This window comes from Streptomyces sp. S.PNR 29, assembly GCF_030386795.1.
GTDB lineage: Bacteria > Actinomycetota > Actinomycetes > Streptomycetales > Streptomycetaceae > Streptomyces.
The window spans coordinates 34757-49756 of record NZ_JANUQM010000017.1; the positions used below are offsets into that span (position 1 = coordinate 34757).

A 15000-nucleotide genomic window follows, 5' to 3' on the forward strand; every position below is an offset into this window, starting at 1 on the left:
CGCCGTATCCGGGGCGCACCGGCTGGAGGAGGCGCTCTGTCTCGCCGACGTCGAGCGGCTCGCCGCCGCCGTGCTGCCGGCGGGGGTGCGGGACTTCGTGGCCGGGGGCAGCGGCGGCGAGACGACCCTGGAGGCCAACCGGGCCGCGCTGGAGCGGGTGTTCGTCGTGCCCCGGGTGCTGCGGGACGTGGCGCGGTGCACGACGGACGCCGCGCTGCTCGGGCGGCCGGTGCGGATGCCCGTGGCGGTGGCGCCCGTCGCCTACCAGCGGCTGCTGCATCCGGAGGGGGAACTCGCCGTCGCCCGTGCGGCGAAGCGGGCGGGGGTGCCGTTCACGGTGAGCACGTTGAGCAGCGTGCCGATCGAGCGGATCACCGCGGTGGGCGGCACGGTCTGGTTCCAGTTGTACTGGCTCCGGGAGCCGGGCCGGGCGCTGGACCTGGTCCGCAGGGCGGAGGACGCGGGGGCGGAGGCGGTGATGCTCACGGTCGACGTGCCGTGGATGGGCCGCAGACTGCGCGACCTGCGCAACCGGTTCGCCCTGCCTGACGGCGTCCGGGCCGCCCATCTCGCGGCGGCGCCGTCGACGGCGCACCGCAGACCCTCCGGGGCCGGGTCGGCGGTGGCCGCGCACACCGGCGAGACCTTCTCCTCCGCGGTGACCTGGTCGTCCGTGGCCGAGCTGCGGGAGCACACCCGGCTTCCGTTGGTGCTGAAGGGCGTGCTGTCGCCCGAGGACGCGGTGCGGGCCGCCGAGTGCGGAGTGGACGCCGTGGTGGTCTCCAACCACGGGGGTCGGCAGCTGGACGGAGCGGTGCCCAGCATCGAGGCGCTGCCCGAGGTGGTCGCCGCCGTCGCCGGCCGCTGCGACGTCCTGCTGGACAGCGGTGTGCGCGGTGGTACGGACGTGCTGCGGGCGCTCGCCCTGGGAGCCTGCGGCGTCCTGCTGGGGCGGCCGGTGCTGTGGGGGCTGGCGGCGGGCGGCGAGGCCGGTGCGAGCCGGGTGCTGGAGCTGCTGGCCGACGAGTTGCGGGACGCCCTGGGCCTGGCGGGCTGCCCCGGCGTGGGAGCGGCCGGCGGTCTGCGCACGGTCCGGCGAGGAGCATAGAAGGTGAACGCCGAAAACGGCGAGCCCCTGTCGGGGCCCGCCGTCACCGGTTCACCGGTTCTCCGGTGCGCCTCGCTCAGGCGCTCTCGGCGACCGTGCGCTGCTCCAGTCGCGTGGCGAACTCCGCCCACATGCCCGCGCATTCGCTGGCCAGGCGGGCCACGATGCCGCCGCAGTGCGGCGGTACGTTGTCGATCATCTCCTCCCAGTTCTGGGCGCTGGCCGTGTTGACCGTGAGCAGCCTCAGCAGGGTGCGGCCCGTCTCGTTGAACCGCAGGGCGGGGTCGGCCCTGAGCCGTTCCACCACCGCCGTGCGGTGCTGCACCTGGGTCCGTTCGAGCACGGTGCTGACGGTGGGGACGGCGAGGTTGCTCGTGGTCTCCTGGCGCGGGGTGCCGCCTTCGGCGTGTTTGCGGGTGCGCGGCTTCGGCAGCGGGTCCTCGCCGCGGAGCATGCGGTTGCGCACGTCGCGGGCCGTCTCCGGGGAGATGGACGCCGCGCGGGCGATCTGACGCAGCGACAGCCCGGGGTTCTCGGCGATGAGTTGCCCGGCCAGTCTGCGTCCTTCGGCGATGTTGACGGGGCGGATCCGCCCGTCCTGACCGATGCGGGCGGTCTCGGCCGCCGCGCCGTGCCGGCTCTGCCGGCGTATCGCCGCGACCGTCCCCGGAGCTATGCCGGCGACCGAGGCGATCATGCGGTCCGACCACTGCGGATGCGAGGCGATGATGCGCCGGGCCGCCAGCTTGCGCTCCGCCGTGGTCAGCGGAAGCCCGTGTGTGGTGTTGGACTCCACCGCCAGGACGAAGGCCTCGGCCTCGTCGCCGTCGAAGAACACCACGCTGATCTTGTCGTCGCCGCGGAGCCGCGCGGCGCTCAGCCGGTGCAGTCCGTCGATGACCCGCAGGGTCGGACGGTGCACGATGATGGGAGGCAGCGGCGTCTGTGCCGCCACGAGAGCCTCCACGTGTTCCGGATCGGCTCCGGAGACACGCGGTGAATCGCCTGTGGAAAGGGATTCGATTTCGACTTCGACAACCAGGTTCTGATCTACCGTCCCGTGCCCAGCTTGCAATTCCACTTCCCCCTATGTGAACTGATGTGCCCGGTGCCCGGGTGTGCCCTCGAACGCGCGCCACCGGCACGTCGACGGCCGCTCCGCCTCCCCATTGGCTGAAGCTGCCGGCCCCTCCGCGCCGAGGGCGCAGCAGGGCGTGCACGGGCGCACCTCGTCGTCCAGGAGGTGCGCCGGCGAGGGTGGTTGGCCTGGTCGGCGGTCGGAACCGGGATTCGACGTGCACTCCGGACACGGAGTCGCCGGGGTCTCCGACGCATTCCCGAGTGGGCCGGATGAATGCCGTACCGCCTTCGTTCCGGGCGGTGCGGTGGATGGGTGAGAAGTGGCGTGTGCAGTCGAATGCGAGAACCCAGTCCGAAGCCGGTGTTATTCACTTTCACCTGGCCTCACCGCACTACCTGCGGTGATTAGCCCTCGATGAGCAGCCACAGTAACGCAGCCGCTTTGCGGCCAGTACCCCTATCAACGGGATCACGGTGACTGGCACCCCTAGCCACCCCTATGCGCTCCCCTAGAGGGGCGGAGAGCACGGACCGGGCACCGGCCGTAGGGGGAGCCGGCGGCGTCTCAGGGGGAGGAGCGGGCACGGGTTCGGGTACCAGGGTGGCCGTGCGGAGGTCACACACTGGTCACCGGTCACACAGGGTTTTCTGACCGTCGTGTGACCGGACGTCTCGTAGAACTGTCGGGACACGGGACCGCTGCCGCGCACAAGGGGGACAAGCCGTGCACTTCCGGGGCCGAGCCCTGCGACGTCGTGCCCCGGTGCACCGGCGCGACCCCGACCGCCTGACGGCCGGGGGCGTGCCAGGACTTTCGCAACAGGCCCTAACAGGACCGCATCCGGTCCCGGGTCCCGTCCTCGCCCTGTGCCGTGGTGCGTTCGGGTTGCTCCGGCTGCTCGGAGCGGTGCTCCAGCAGCTCCGCCAGGCCCGTGCGGCGCCTGACGTTGAGCTTGCGGTACACGCGGGTCAGGTGCTGCTCGACGGTGCTGACCGTGATGAACAGCTGGGCGGCGATCTGCCGGTTGGTGTGTCCACGGGCGGCGAGCGTCGCCACGCGCAGCTCAGCGTCGCTGAGTTCGTCCACCGGCTGCGGGCGGGCTCCGTCCGTCGACGGCCACGACCGCTCATGCGTGGACGGTTGTTCGACTCCGGTGTCGGCCACCGTCCCGGACGGGGCGGGCGGCATGTCGTACGCCGGCTGCTCGACCCCGCACGCGCGCAGCAGCCGCAGCGCCGTACGGGCCAGTGTCCGGGCCGGTCCGATGTTGCCGAGTTCGCGGTGGGCCCGGGCCAGGTCGTCCATGGCGCGGGCCGCTTCGTAGCGGTGGCCGCGCTCCCTGAGGATGTCCACGGCTTCTTCGAGGAGGGCCGGCCGCTGTGTGACGGGCACGGTGGCCGCGAGGACGCGCAGGGTGACACCGCGGGCCCATGTGCGGTGCTCGCCGACCCGGTCGAGCTGGTCCTCGACGAGGGTGCGGGCGCGTCCTGTGTCGCCGAGGACGAGGCAGGCCTGGGCGGCGTCGGCGCGCCAGGGCGGACCGGCCGGCAGGTCGAGGCCCCAGCGGGTGGTCAGCCTGCCGCACTCCAGGAAGTCGTCCAGGGCCGCGTACGGCCGTCCGGCGGCGAGGTAGTAGTGGCCGCGCGCCCAGAGGTAGAGCACGCCGCCCCACGTATGGAGGGCCGCGTCGGGCAGGGGTTCGCCGAGCCGGTCGGCAGCCTCCTCCAGTCTGCCCGTGGCGGCCTCGGTGTACAGCAGCGCGCCGAGCGGTGCCGCGACGGCCACTCCCCACCCCTCGGGCGGGACCAGGGTGAGGGCGCTGCGGGCGGATTCCCGGGCGGCTTCCAGTTCGCCCAGTCTGATCTCGACCAGGGCCTTCGCCGTCGCGAACAGGGCCTGCCACATCGGTGCGCGGCGTTCCTCCGCCTCTTTCACCAGCAGGCCGCACCAGGAGACGGCCTTGTCCAGTTCGTCGACGACGAAGAGGACCGACAGCGCGATGAGGATGACAGGGAGCGTGTGGTCGTCCAGGCGGGTGCCCTGGAGCATCTGTTCGGCCCGTGCGCTGGCGACATCGCGTTCGCGCTGTTCGCCGGGGGCCCCGTCCAGGATTCCGGCCAGCAGCCGCATGGCACGCTGTTCGACGCCCTGCGTGTGGGGCAGGCAGCGACGCAGGGCGCCGACCATGCCGGAGGGTGTGGGCCCCGAGAGTCCCGGAAAGCGGACGGCCATGCGCAGCCGTACGGCGTCGAAGCGTTCCCGGGGGCCCGGCCGGGTGTCGCCGTTGCCGGGGCCGGACGCGGGGGTGGCGCGCCGTTCGGCGGTGTCGAGCACGTCGAGCGCCTGGTCGAGCTGGCCGAACCAGAGCAGGTGCGCGATCAGCGACTCGGTGTCCCGGGGTCCCAGTTGCCCGGCGAGGGCGGCGGCGGTCAGTTCGGGCAGCTGACCGGAACCGGCGCCGGGGCCGGAGCGCCAGCCCACCCGCATGATCAGGGCCTTGATCGACAGGGCCTGCCGCTCGTCCGTGCACTTGTCGCGGGCGGCCCGCAGGCAGTCAAGGGCGAGGCCGGTCTCGTCGTCGGCCAGTGCCCGGTTGGCCGCCTCCAGCAGCGTGGGCAACGCCCAAGGGGCGTCGAAGGGTTCCGCCGCGATCAGGTGCCGGGCCAGTACGGTCGCCGACGCGCCGTGGTCGTGCAGCACCTGGGCGGCGCGGGCTTCGAGGCGGGTGCGGTGCACCGGGTCCATGCTGTGCAGGACGGCCGACCGGACCGCTTCGTGGCGGAACCAGCCGGAGCTCAACAGCCCCGTCTCCCCCAGTGCGTCCAGACTCCGGCGCGCCAACTCCGGTGTGGTGGCGAGGACGTCGGCCTGGGTCGCGTGGGAGGCGCCGGGGCCGAGCACCGCGCGGGCCCATGCGGCGTTCCGCAAGGTGACGTCGCTGCGGTACAGGCAGGTGGTGACGGCCTGTTCGAAGGCCGGCCCGGGGAGGCGTTCGCCCGTCGGGCCGCCGTTCGCCTCGACGTCCGGCACGCTCCGCTGGCGGAGGTCGTCGAGCAGGGCCCGTACCAGCAGGGGGCTACCGCCGCTCAACCGGTGGAACTCCTCGACGAGCGGGCGCGCCCGCCACCCGTCCTGGTCGGCGGCGATCATGCGGCCGACGCCCTGGCGGGTGAGCAGGCGCAGCCGGACGTGCCGGCAGCTCGGCAGCCGGAGCAGCTCTATACGGAATCGCGGATTCTCCACCGGGAAGCTGCTGCTCTCTCCGAGCACCACCAGAATTCGGCCAGTTTCACTTCGCCGCGCCAGATACAGCAGGCATTCCAGCGAATAGGGATCGGCATGCTGTACGTCGTCCACGCACAGTACCAGCGGAATTTCTTCCGACTTTTCCATCAGAATGCCGCAAATTCCGGTGAGATCATTCACCACGGACGCGGGCAGCGCCCCCGCCCCCGGGTCCTGCGGGCCGGCTGCCGCGCCCCAGTCGTTGCGTCCGACGGCGACCTCCGCGCGGGCGCCCGGCACCGCGCAGCCCAGCAGCAGCTGCTCGATCACGCCCAGCGGCAGAGAACGCTCGGCATCTGACGCTGTGGCCTGCACAAACAGCACCTTCGCGGATGCGGCGCGCGCGCCGAGCTCACGCAGCAGCGCCGTCTTGCCGGTGGCCGCCGCGCCGCTCAGCAGCACCACTCCGCCGCGCCCGGCCGCACACGCCTCAAGCGTGTCGTTCATTATCGATAACGCGGTGCCCCGCTCCACCAGTTCCATGAGTCAGTTCCCCCGTATCCTGACCATGCGTTCCCTTCAGCAAATCTCACTAAAGAGCCGACAATGATCGTTCCACTCTGACTTGTCCCACCCGGCCCAATTCTGCCACACCAGAAAAATGCGCGCCATCGATACGAGACGTCCGGTCTTGTTGAATTGCGCCGCGATATGCGACTGAATCGGACTGGAGTGATCCGTGCGACGGATGTCCCGGATTCGATCAGTGGACGGTGCGCATGTGAAGGTGCCCGTCCAGGGGGAACGCGGGCGGCGAAGCGGGCAGGAGCGCGCTGAAGGCGTATCCGGTCTTCTCCGCGACGCGGCAGGACGCCACGTTGTCGATCTGGTGCAGAAGGTCGAGGCGCGTCAGTCCGCCGTCGCCGAAGGTGGCGAAGGCCCAGTCCGTCACCGCCCGCAACGCCCGGGGGGCGACTGCCCGCCCGCGTGCGTGCGCCGCGGTCCAGTAGCCGACCTCGGCCGCCGGCGCACCGGGGCTGACGTTCTTGAGGACCGCGTTGCCTACGACCTGCCCGTCCCCGGCTTCGCCGACGGGTTCGACGACCGCGAACGCGAACCGGTCCCCCCGCTGCCATCCCCGTCGCTGCTCCTCCAGCCACCGCTCCGCGCCCCCCATGCCGTCGACGCCGGCGCTCGCCCAGCGGCGCAGTGCCCCGTCCCGGTACAACTCGGCCAGAACGGACGCGTCCGACGGTCTCCAGGGACGCAGAAGGAGAGCGGGAGCGCCCGGAGCGGCTTCCGTCTCCAGCAGCAATGCGGTCATGTCCATGCACAGAGCGTAGACGGCCGGGGGAACAAACCCGCCCGGAATGCCGGAGGGACCACACGTGCCGGTTACAAATCGCTCAAGCTCTGGAAGCGGGGCGGTGAGCAGGCGACGATGTAGACCTCCACCGTGCAACTTCCACCGCGTCACCCTGCTGCCGCGCGACAGCACGGGCAACGGCTGAGTACGCAACCCTCTCGCAACCTCCCGTGTGCTGTCCTGGTCGGCATGGACGAGGACACCCCGCACGTCGGTCCCGAGGAGATCCCGCGCGTCGCACTCACCCCCGCGGCCGCCGGCCTGCTGCGCCGGCTGTGCGCCGCACACGGCCCGCTGATGTTCCACCAGTCCGGCGGGTGCTGCGACGGCAGCGCCCCCATGTGCTATCCCGCGGGCGAGTTCCGTACGGGCGAGTCGGACGTGCTGCTCGCGGAACTGGACGTCGAGGGAGTGGCGGAGCCGGTGCCGTTCTGGATCTCGCGGAGCCAGTACGCGGTGTGGAGCCACACCCGGCTGATCGTGGACGTGGTCGAGGGCCGGGGCAGCGGTTTCTCGCTGGAGGCACCCGAGGGGGTGCGCTTTCTCATCCGTTCTCGCGTAGTCGGCGCCTGACCGCCTCCGAAGTCACCGTCTTCTGCTCCACTGAGGGGAGTTGACGGGACATCAGGAGGCAGGGTGACGAGTCGTCGCAAGCGTTCCGGAGCGGGTGGATCGGCACTGACGTTTCTCGCGTTGCTCAGCACGCTGGCCGGTGTCGCCCTGGTGGGGGCGGCACCGGCCGGCGCAGTGCAGGAGGCCGGCGGGGTCGCGCCGGGTGTCCGCTACGAGGAGTTCGACATCCCGGCGGCAGGGGGCGTGACGCACGCTCACTTACTGAGCGTCGACCTGCGCGACCCGCACGTACGTCTCGGCCTGCTGCATCCGGGAGCGGTGGCCGCGCGGGGCCGCGTCTCGCAGCTGGCCGACGCCCAGGGGGCGATCGCGGGCATCAACGGCGACTTCTTCAACATCAGCGAAACCCAGCACCCGGGCGTCGAGGCGACCGGTGCGAGCGTGGGACCGGCGATCGCGGGCGGCCGGGCGCTGAAGGCGGCGGTGCCGGACGGCCAGCGCTTCGGCCCCGCGCTGCCGCCCGGCACGACCACCGAGGACGTGTTCGGCGTCGGGATCGACCGGCGGGCCCGGCTGGACGGGCTCGCCCTGCGCGGGTCGATCCGCACACCCGAGGGGCGGCTGCCGCTCGGCGGGCTCAACCAGTACGCCCTGCCGGTGGGGTCCATCGGCGCGTTCACCCCGAAGTGGGGCAGCGCCTCCCGGGTCCGCGCCACCTGCGGCACGGACACCGACCGGGCCGCCCCGTGCAGCACGGACACCTACGAGGTGACGCTCCGCGACGGCCGGGTCGTCGCCGCCTCCGACACGCCGGGCAAGGGTCCGATCGCCGCGGGCACGACCGTGCTGGTCGGCCGGGAGGCCGGCGCGCAGCACCTGCGGAAGCTCTCCACCGGCGATCGGGTGCGGGTGAGACACAGCCTGGTGGCGGCCGCGACCCGGATCCCCTACAGCTTCGCCCTCGGCGGCTACCCGGTCCTGACGGACGGTCAGCCGCTCCCGGGCCTCGACGGCCGGACCTCGGCGGTGCGCACCGCCGTCGGGATCGCGGACGGCGGGCGGCGCGTGCTACTGCTCGCGCTGGACGGGGCGACCCAGTACCGCAGCGGTCTGACGATCGCGGAAGTCGCCGATGTCATGCGGGAGTTGGGTTCGGTCGATGCCTTCAGCCTGGACGGCGGAGGCTCGACGACCCTGGTGGCCCGCGAACCGGGCGCGTCCGTCGTCTCCGTGCGCAACCACCCCAGCGGCGGAGCGGAACGTCCCGTCCCGAACGGCATCGGGGTGTTCCGGGCGCCGTGACCTCACGGTCTCAGGCTGCCGACGAGGTCCGCCGTCGCCGTGAGGCCGCTGTGGATCGTCGGGGCGATGCTGGTGCTGGCCAGGTAGAAGCCCAGCAGCATGCAGACCAGCGCGTGCGAGATCTTCAGCCCGCCGTTGCGCAGGAAGATCACTGCCAGGACCAGGAGCAGCAGTACCACAGAGATGGAAACGGCCATCGGACAACCTCCTCCGCCACGTCCGTTTCGCGGCGTTCGGCCGCAAGTGTGGCGTAGCGGAGGGTTCGTCCGGGCGGCTGACGTGTCCCCCGAACGTGTGGTGTCCTAGGCCGGCTGGTCGTGGGCGTCCAGGAAGGCCTCCAGGCCTGCGAGGTCGTCGGTGTTGAGGTGGTCGACGCCGGCGGCGAGCAGTTCGGTCCACACCGCCTCCCGGGCGGGGCCCGGCAGGTCCGGGGTCGCCCAGAACCGCACCCGCTGCCCCCGTGCGTGCGCCGCGCCGACGACGGCGTGCAGCTTCTGCCGCTCGGCGCCGGGGAAGGCGCCCACGCCCTGCCAGGTGAAGTGCAGCGTCCAGTTGTCGGAGATCAGCGGGACGAAGGAGGCCGGGGCGGCGCTTGTGAGGTCGCCGATCCGGCCGTCGTAGAAGGCCCGCCGGACGGTCTGGGCCTCCATGGGTGCACGGGCCGCCCGGTCACCGGAGATCACGGCGGTGACCGGGCCGGGGCACACCCGGCCGTGGGCGTACGTCGTGAAGAGACGCTTGTAGCGCTTGAGGTGACGGTCGAGTTCGAGGTATGTCGACGAGCCCTCGGTCTTGAGGTCGATGAGGAGTTGCAGGGATCGGCGGTCACCCCGGTGGACCGAGCCGTGGTTGGCCCTGACGCGGGCGGCGAGCGGGTCGAGGTAGAGGGACTCCAGGGTGCGGGACGGGTCGAGGTCCTCCGGGCCGTGGGCCACGAGGAGTTGGTCGCCGACGAGGTGGATGTCGGCCTCGACGCTGCCGAAACGGTGGTCCAGGGCGTCGAGCAGCGGGCGGGGGTGTTCGTAGTCGTTGTGGGCGTGGGCGCGCCACAACGGCCTTGGGCCGTGCTGCTGTTCGCCCGCGAGGGCGCGGGCGGCGGGCAGGGCGACCGAGCCCGCGAGGGCGGCGCCGAGGGTGCTGAGGGCTCTGCGACGGGTGGTGAGGGCCATGCTCTGCCTCCCTGGAAGTGCCGGACGGAACCCTTGCGAGTATGCGTCCCGGTCGGCTCAAGGAGCAGGCCCGTGCGGGGAGTTGGCCGGACCGCCGCCGTACGTTCGCTTCACCGGGGCTGGGCACGGCGAAAGGCCCGCCCCCTGGAGGCGCATTCCAGGGGCCGGGCCTTCCTGGTGCTTCACCCAGGTGTAGGTCAGGGGGCCTGGAGGTCGACCAGTCCGGCCAGTGCCTCCCGGTGGGCGCCCGCGGTGCCGTAGGCGATCGAGTCGGCCTTGGCCCGCTTCAGGTACAGGTGCGCCGGGTGCTCCCAGGTCATACCGATGCCGCCGTGCAGTTGCAGCGCTTCCTCGGCGGCGTGCACCGCGACGGAGGCCGCGTACGCCTGGGCGACGGCGACGGCCACGTCGGCGTCCTCCCCGGTCGCGAGGGCGTCCGCGGCGTTGCGTGCGGCCGCGCGGAGGTTGACGACCTCCAGCCACAGCTGGGCGAGCCGGTGCTTGAGCGCCTGGAAGCCGCCGACGGGCCGGTTGAACTGCTTGCGTTCCTTCAGATAACGCACCGTCTCGGTCAACGCCCAGTCTGCGACGCCCAGTTGCTCGGAGGCGAGCAGCCCGGCCCCGGCCCGCAGGGCCCGTGGTACGGCGGTTTCGGCGTCGCCCAGCAGGCGCCCCGGCGCCCCGTCGAGGACGACCTTCGCCACCGGACGGGTCAGGTCCAGGGACACCTGTTCCGTGACGGTCACGGCGTCCGCCCGCACCGCGTACAGCCCGCCGTCGTCCGCGGGCACGAGCAGCACGTCGGCCACGACGGCGTCCGCGATGCCGGTCAGCTCACCGTGGAGGGCGCCGTTCTCGTGGCGTACGAGCGGGTAGGCGCCGCCCGGGGCGACGTTCAGGGCGACGGCGAGGGCGCCGATGGTGCGACCGGACGCCAGCTCGGCCAGCAGGTCGTCGGCATCGCAGGCCAGCAGGGCCTCGGTGGCGACGACGGCGCTGGTCAGGTACGGCACGGGAGCGACGGCCCGGCCCAGCTCCTCCAGGACGACGGCGGCTTCGCGGTGGGTGGCTCCCTGGCCGCCCTGTGCCTCGGGCACGAGGAGGCCGGCGAGGCCCATGCCGTCGGTGAGGGCCTTCCACGCCTGAAGGTCGTGCGGGGTGCCGGACTCGGTGCGGGCGATGACGCCCGGCGCGTCGCAGTGGTCGGCGAGCAGGTCGCGGACGGCGGCGCGCAGCGCCTCTTCCTCCTCCGAGTAGAGCAGGTCGGGCTGCGTGCTCATCGGGCCAGGTCCTTCCATGCGACGTCCTTGTCGGTGCGCGGCTCGGCGGGCAGGCCCAGGACGCGCTCGGCGACGATGTTCAGCAGGACCTCGGTGGTCCCGCCCTCGATGCTGTTGCCCTTGGAGCGCAGGTAGCGGTATCCGGCGTCCCGGCCGGTGAAGTCCACCAGCTCCGGGCGGCGCATGGTCCAGTCGTCGTACAGCAGGCCCTCCTCGCCGAGGAGTTCGACCTCCAGGCCGCTGATCTCCTGGTTGAGGCGGGCGAAGGCCAGCTTCATGCCGGAGCCCTCGGGGCCGGGCTGCCCGGCGACGAGCTGCTGGCGCAGGCGTTCCCCGGTGAGGCGGGCGACCTCGGCCTCGACCCACAGCTTCAGCAGCCGCTGGTGCAGGTCGTGGGTGCGCAGCTCGGGGCGTTCCCGCCAGGTCTTCGAGACGGGGCCGATCATGCCGCCCTCGCGGGGCAGCCGCATCCCGCCGATGGAGACGCGCTCGTTCATCAGGGTCGTCTGCGCGACCCGCCAGCCGTCGCCGACCTCGCCCAGGCGGCGGGAGTCGGGGATGCGGACATCGGTGAGGAAGACCTCGTTGAACTCGGCCTCGCCGGTGATCTGCCGCAGCGGCCGGACCTCGACACCCGGGTCGGTCATGTCGCAGACGAAGTACGTGATGCCCCGGTGCTTGGGCACGTCCGGGTCGGTGCGGGCGATGAGGATGGCCCAGCGGGCGAGATGGGCGCTGGATGTCCACACCTTCTGCCCGTTGACCACCCAGTCGTCGCCCTCACGTACGGCACGGGTGCCGAGCGCGGCCAGGTCGGACCCGGCGCCGGGCTCGCTGAAGAGCTGGCACCACACCTCCTCGCCCGTCCACAGGGGCTTGAGGTACCGCTGCTTCTGCTCCTCCGTGCCGAACTGGAGGATCGTCGGCGCGGCCATTCCGAGGCCGATGCCGATGCGTCGCGGGTCGTTGTCGGGGGCCCCGGCCGCCTCCAGCTCGGTGTCGACGACGGCCTGGAGGGAGCGGGGAGCGCCCAGTCCGCCGAGGCCCTCCGGGTAGTGCACCCAGGCGAGTCCGGCGTCGAAGCGGGCCCGGAGGAAGTCCAGTCGGTCCGTCTGCGCGGGCTGGTGCGCGGCCAGCAACTCCCGTGTACGGCGGCGCAGTTCCTCGGCGTCGATCATGCTGCCTCCTCCAGGACGACGGCGATCCGGCCGGTGGTCAGGCCGTCCGCCACCTTCTGCACCGCGGCCGCGGTCTCCCTCAGCGGCACCCGCTCGCTGACCAGCGGCTTGATCGCGCCCCGGGCGGCCAGCTCGGTGAGCTGCTCGTGGCAGTGCTGCACCAGCTTGGGGTTCTTGGTGTTGTACAGGCCCCAGTGCAGGCCGAGGATCGAGTAGTTCTTCACCAGTGCGTGGTTCAGCGCCGGACTGGGGATCGTGCCGCTCGCGAAGCCGACGACCACGATCCGGCCCTCGAAGGCGACGACCTTGGCGGACTGGGCGTAGGCCGCACCGCCGACGGGGTCGTAGATCACGTCGGCGCCGCGGCCGCCGGTGGCCTCCTTCACGGCGGCGACGACGTCCTCGCCGCGCCGGTCGATCACCACGTCGCAGCCCAGCTCCCGGGCGACGGCCGCCTTCTCGGAGCCGCCGACGACACCGATGACGGTGGCGCCGGCGGCCTTCCCGAGCTGCACGGCCGCGCTGCCGACCCCTCCAGCGGCAGCGTGGACGAGCAGGGTCTCCCCGGCCTCCAGGCCGGCCCGGCGGTGCAGCCCGAACCAGCCCGTCTGGTACCCGATGTGCAGGGCGGCGGCCTCGGCGTCGTCCAGCGCGTCGGGCGCGGGCAGGAGGGCGGCGGCGTCCGCGACGGCGTACTCGGCGAAACCGCCGTACGGCAGTGCGGGGTTGGCGATGACCCGGCGCCCGTCCTCGGTCTCGCCGCAGATCTCCACGCCCGGCGTGAACGGCAGCGGCGGCCTGACCTGGTACTGCCCCCGGCACAGCAGTGCGTCCGGGAAGTTGATGTTCGCGGCGCGCACCCGCAGCAGGACCTGGCCGTCGCCGGGCGTCGGCGGCGCCACGTCCTCAAGGCGCATCACCTCGCTCGGCTCGCCGTTCTCGTGCACTTGCCATGCCTGCATGCGGGGCCTCCACGGGACTGCGTCGTCTGGCCGGGGTATGACCGGGGTATGACCGGGGTCCCCAGCATACTAAGCGGTCGCTTGCCATCTGGGAACAGTCCGGCAACAGTCCCGGGAACAGTCAGGTGTGTCACGTCCCCCGGGCGGGCTTTGCTCGTACGTGCATCCGCTCCCCCTGCGGCCCGAACAGGCTCAGGAACTCCACCGGCCCCTCCCCCGTCGACCCGAACCAGTGCGGCACCCGCGTGTCGAACTCGGCGGCCTCCCCTGCCCGCAGCACGACATCGTGCTCGCCCAGGACGAGCCGCAGCTTCCCGGACAGCACGTACAGCCACTCGTAGCCCTCGTGGATCCGCAGGTCGGGCTCCAGCGTCCGCTGCGGTTCCAGCACCTTGTACGCCTGGAGCCCACCGGGCTGACGGGTGAGCGGCCAGTGGGTGCGGCCGCCCCGGACGATCGGCTTGGACCGCACCCGGGGATCCCCGACCGGCGGGGCGCCGACCAGCTCGTCCAGGGGCACCTGGTGCGCTTGCGCGATCGGCAGCAGCAGTTCGAGGCTGGGTTTACGCAGGCCGGACTCCAGGCGGGACAGGGTACTGACGGAAATGCCGGTCGCCTCGGACAGCGCCGCCAGGGTCACCTCCCGCTCCTTCCGGATCCGCCGGAGCCTCGGCCCCACGCCCGCGAGCACGTCGTCGGTGGTCATCTCCTCATTGCAGTTTCGGCAAACATGTTTGTCAATGCCGCACCGGGTGGGTGACCGTCGTCGCGGAGGTGGTCACCATGACCGAGAACATCGAGCGGCACGACGAGCCGTACGAGGTGATCGTCGTCGGCGGCGGCCCGGCCGGGCTGTCCGCCGCGCTGGTCCTGGGCCGGGCGCGGCGCCGCACGCTGGTCGTCGACGCGGGCGAGCCGCGCAACGCGCCCGCCGCCCACATGCAGGGCTATCTGTCCCGGGACGGCATGCCGCCCGCCGAGTTCCTGGCCGTCGGCCGGGAGGAGATCGCCCGGTACGGCGTGGAGCTCGTCGGGGACCGGGCGGTGGACGCCATCAGGCACGACTCCGGGGACTTCGCCGTGGTGCTCGCCGGCGGGCGGACCGTACGCGCCCGGCGGCTCGTGATCGCCACCGGGCTGCGGGACGAGCTGCCGGGCGTGCCGGGCGTGGCCGAGCGGTTCGGACGGGACGTGCTGCACTGCCCGTACTGTCATGGCTGGGAGGTGCGCGACCAGGCGTTCGGCGTGCTGGCCTCGACGCCCATGAGCGTGCACCAGGCGCTGATGGTCTCCCAGTGGTCGAAGGACGTCGTCCTCTTCCTGCACACCGTCGCCGAGGACGAGCTGCCGGACCAGGACCTGCGCCGCCTCGCCGCGGCCGGGGTCCAGGTGGTGCCCGGCGAGGTCGCCGGGCTGGTGGTCGAGGAGGACCGGCTCACCGGGGTCCGGCTCGCCGGCGGAACCACTCACGACCGCTCGGTGCTGTTCGTCGCGCCCCGCGCCGTACCGCGGACGGGTCTGCTGGAGCGGCTGGGTGCCGAGCTGCGCGAGACTCCGTTCGGGGCGTACCCGGTGGTCGACGAGACGGGCCTGACGACGGTGCCCGGGGTGTGGGCGGTGGGCAACGCGATGGGCTTCGCCGAGCAGGTCGTGCACGCGGCGGCCGGCGGATACCGGGCGGCGGCCACGATCAACGGCGAGCTGCTCATGACCGACCTGGACGCGGCCGTACAGGTGTAGAGGGGCCGCCCGAGGT

General features: G+C 72.4%; 13 protein-coding genes. 4 read left to right on the forward strand and 9 right to left on the reverse strand.

What is annotated here, in order from left to right:
• The first annotated feature begins 22 nt into the window (after positions 1-22).
• Positions 23-1108: an alpha-hydroxy acid oxidase gene (locus tag NW895_RS35240; RefSeq protein WP_289941114.1), complete on the forward strand. Its 1086-nt coding sequence runs from the start codon at positions 23-25 to the stop codon at positions 1106-1108.
• A 76-nt stretch (positions 1109-1184) separates the two neighbouring features.
• On the opposite strand, the gene NW895_RS35245 is transcribed toward NW895_RS35240, so the two are convergent.
• From NW895_RS35245 to NW895_RS35255, 3 genes are all read right to left on the reverse strand, one after another.
• Positions 1185-2189, reverse strand: a complete 1005-nt coding sequence (locus tag NW895_RS35245) for a ParB N-terminal domain-containing protein (protein WP_289940916.1) — start codon at positions 2187-2189, stop codon at positions 1185-1187.
• 825 nt (positions 2190-3014) lie between these two features.
• Complete coding sequence (locus NW895_RS35250) at positions 3015-5957, reverse strand: LuxR family transcriptional regulator (RefSeq protein ID WP_289940917.1); 2943 nt, start codon at positions 5955-5957, stop codon at positions 3015-3017.
• Positions 5958-6177: 220 nt separating this feature from the next.
• A complete protein-coding gene (locus NW895_RS35255) occupies positions 6178-6744 on the reverse strand; it encodes a GNAT family N-acetyltransferase (protein ID WP_289940918.1) in 567 nt (188 codons plus the stop codon).
• A gap of 225 nt (positions 6745-6969) precedes the next feature.
• Here NW895_RS35255 and NW895_RS35260 point away from each other — a divergent pair, with 225 nt between their 5' ends.
• Positions 6970-7353, forward strand: a complete 384-nt coding sequence (locus tag NW895_RS35260; RefSeq protein ID WP_289940920.1) for a DUF779 domain-containing protein — start codon at positions 6970-6972, stop codon at positions 7351-7353.
• Positions 7354-7416: 63 nt separating this feature from the next.
• A complete protein-coding gene (locus NW895_RS35265; RefSeq protein ID WP_289940921.1) occupies positions 7417-8655 on the forward strand; it encodes a phosphodiester glycosidase family protein in 1239 nt (412 codons plus the stop codon).
• A gap of 2 nt (positions 8656-8657) precedes the next feature.
• Here NW895_RS35265 and NW895_RS35270 read toward each other — a convergent pair whose 3' ends face one another.
• From NW895_RS35270 to NW895_RS35295, 6 genes are all read right to left on the reverse strand, one after another.
• On the reverse strand, positions 8658-8852 hold the full coding sequence (locus tag NW895_RS35270; RefSeq protein WP_289940922.1) for a hypothetical protein: 195 nt from the start codon (positions 8850-8852) through the stop codon (positions 8658-8660).
• Positions 8853-8957: 105 nt separating this feature from the next.
• On the reverse strand, positions 8958-9824 hold the full coding sequence (locus NW895_RS35275) for a phosphatidylinositol-specific phospholipase C/glycerophosphodiester phosphodiesterase family protein (RefSeq protein ID WP_289940923.1): 867 nt from the start codon (positions 9822-9824) through the stop codon (positions 8958-8960).
• Positions 9825-10021: 197 nt separating this feature from the next.
• Positions 10022-11104: an acyl-CoA dehydrogenase family protein gene (locus NW895_RS35280; protein WP_289940924.1), complete on the reverse strand. Its 1083-nt coding sequence runs from the start codon at positions 11102-11104 to the stop codon at positions 10022-10024.
• The gene (locus NW895_RS35285; protein ID WP_289940925.1) at positions 11101-12282 is read right to left on the reverse strand and encodes an acyl-CoA dehydrogenase; all 1182 of its coding nucleotides are present in this window, start codon (positions 12280-12282) and stop codon (positions 11101-11103) included. The genes NW895_RS35280 and NW895_RS35285 overlap by 4 nt, the downstream gene beginning before the upstream one ends.
• The gene (locus tag NW895_RS35290) at positions 12279-13244 is read right to left on the reverse strand and encodes an NADPH:quinone oxidoreductase family protein (RefSeq protein WP_289940926.1); all 966 of its coding nucleotides are present in this window, start codon (positions 13242-13244) and stop codon (positions 12279-12281) included. Before NW895_RS35290 ends, NW895_RS35285 begins: the two co-directional genes overlap by 4 nt.
• Before the next feature lie 130 nt (positions 13245-13374).
• Entirely contained in the window at positions 13375-13950 is a 576-nt protein-coding gene (locus tag NW895_RS35295; RefSeq protein WP_289940927.1) for an XRE family transcriptional regulator, read from the reverse strand.
• Between the two features lie 77 nt (positions 13951-14027).
• Between NW895_RS35295 and NW895_RS35300 the strand changes: the two genes are divergently transcribed.
• Positions 14028-14984: an NAD(P)/FAD-dependent oxidoreductase gene (locus tag NW895_RS35300; protein ID WP_289940928.1), complete on the forward strand. Its 957-nt coding sequence runs from the start codon at positions 14028-14030 to the stop codon at positions 14982-14984.
• Positions 14985-15000: the final 16 nt, after the last annotated feature.

Excerpts from the sequence above, each read along its gene's own strand:
- NW895_RS35280 (WP_289940924.1), bottom strand. The coding sequence starts at position 11,104 with ATGAGCACGCAGCCCGACCTGCTCTACTCGGAGGAGGAAGAGGCGCTG.
- NW895_RS35260 (WP_289940920.1), top strand. The coding sequence starts at position 6,970 with ATGGACGAGGACACCCCGCACGTCGGTCCCGAGGAGATCCCGCGCGTC.
- NW895_RS35275 (WP_289940923.1), bottom strand. The coding sequence starts at position 9,824 with ATGGCCCTCACCACCCGTCGCAGAGCCCTCAGCACCCTCGGCGCCGCC.
- NW895_RS35290 (WP_289940926.1), bottom strand. The coding sequence starts at position 13,244 with ATGCAGGCATGGCAAGTGCACGAGAACGGCGAGCCGAGCGAGGTGATG.
- NW895_RS35295 (WP_289940927.1), bottom strand. The coding sequence starts at position 13,950 with ATGACCACCGACGACGTGCTCGCGGGCGTGGGGCCGAGGCTCCGGCGG.
- NW895_RS35255 (WP_289940918.1), bottom strand. The coding sequence starts at position 6,744 with ATGGACATGACCGCATTGCTGCTGGAGACGGAAGCCGCTCCGGGCGCT.
- NW895_RS35300 (WP_289940928.1), top strand. The coding sequence starts at position 14,028 with ATGACCGAGAACATCGAGCGGCACGACGAGCCGTACGAGGTGATCGTC.
- NW895_RS35250 (WP_289940917.1), bottom strand. The coding sequence starts at position 5,957 with ATGGAACTGGTGGAGCGGGGCACCGCGTTATCGATAATGAACGACACG.
- NW895_RS35270 (WP_289940922.1), bottom strand. The coding sequence starts at position 8,852 with ATGGCCGTTTCCATCTCTGTGGTACTGCTGCTCCTGGTCCTGGCAGTG.
- NW895_RS35285 (WP_289940925.1), bottom strand. The coding sequence starts at position 12,282 with ATGATCGACGCCGAGGAACTGCGCCGCCGTACACGGGAGTTGCTGGCC.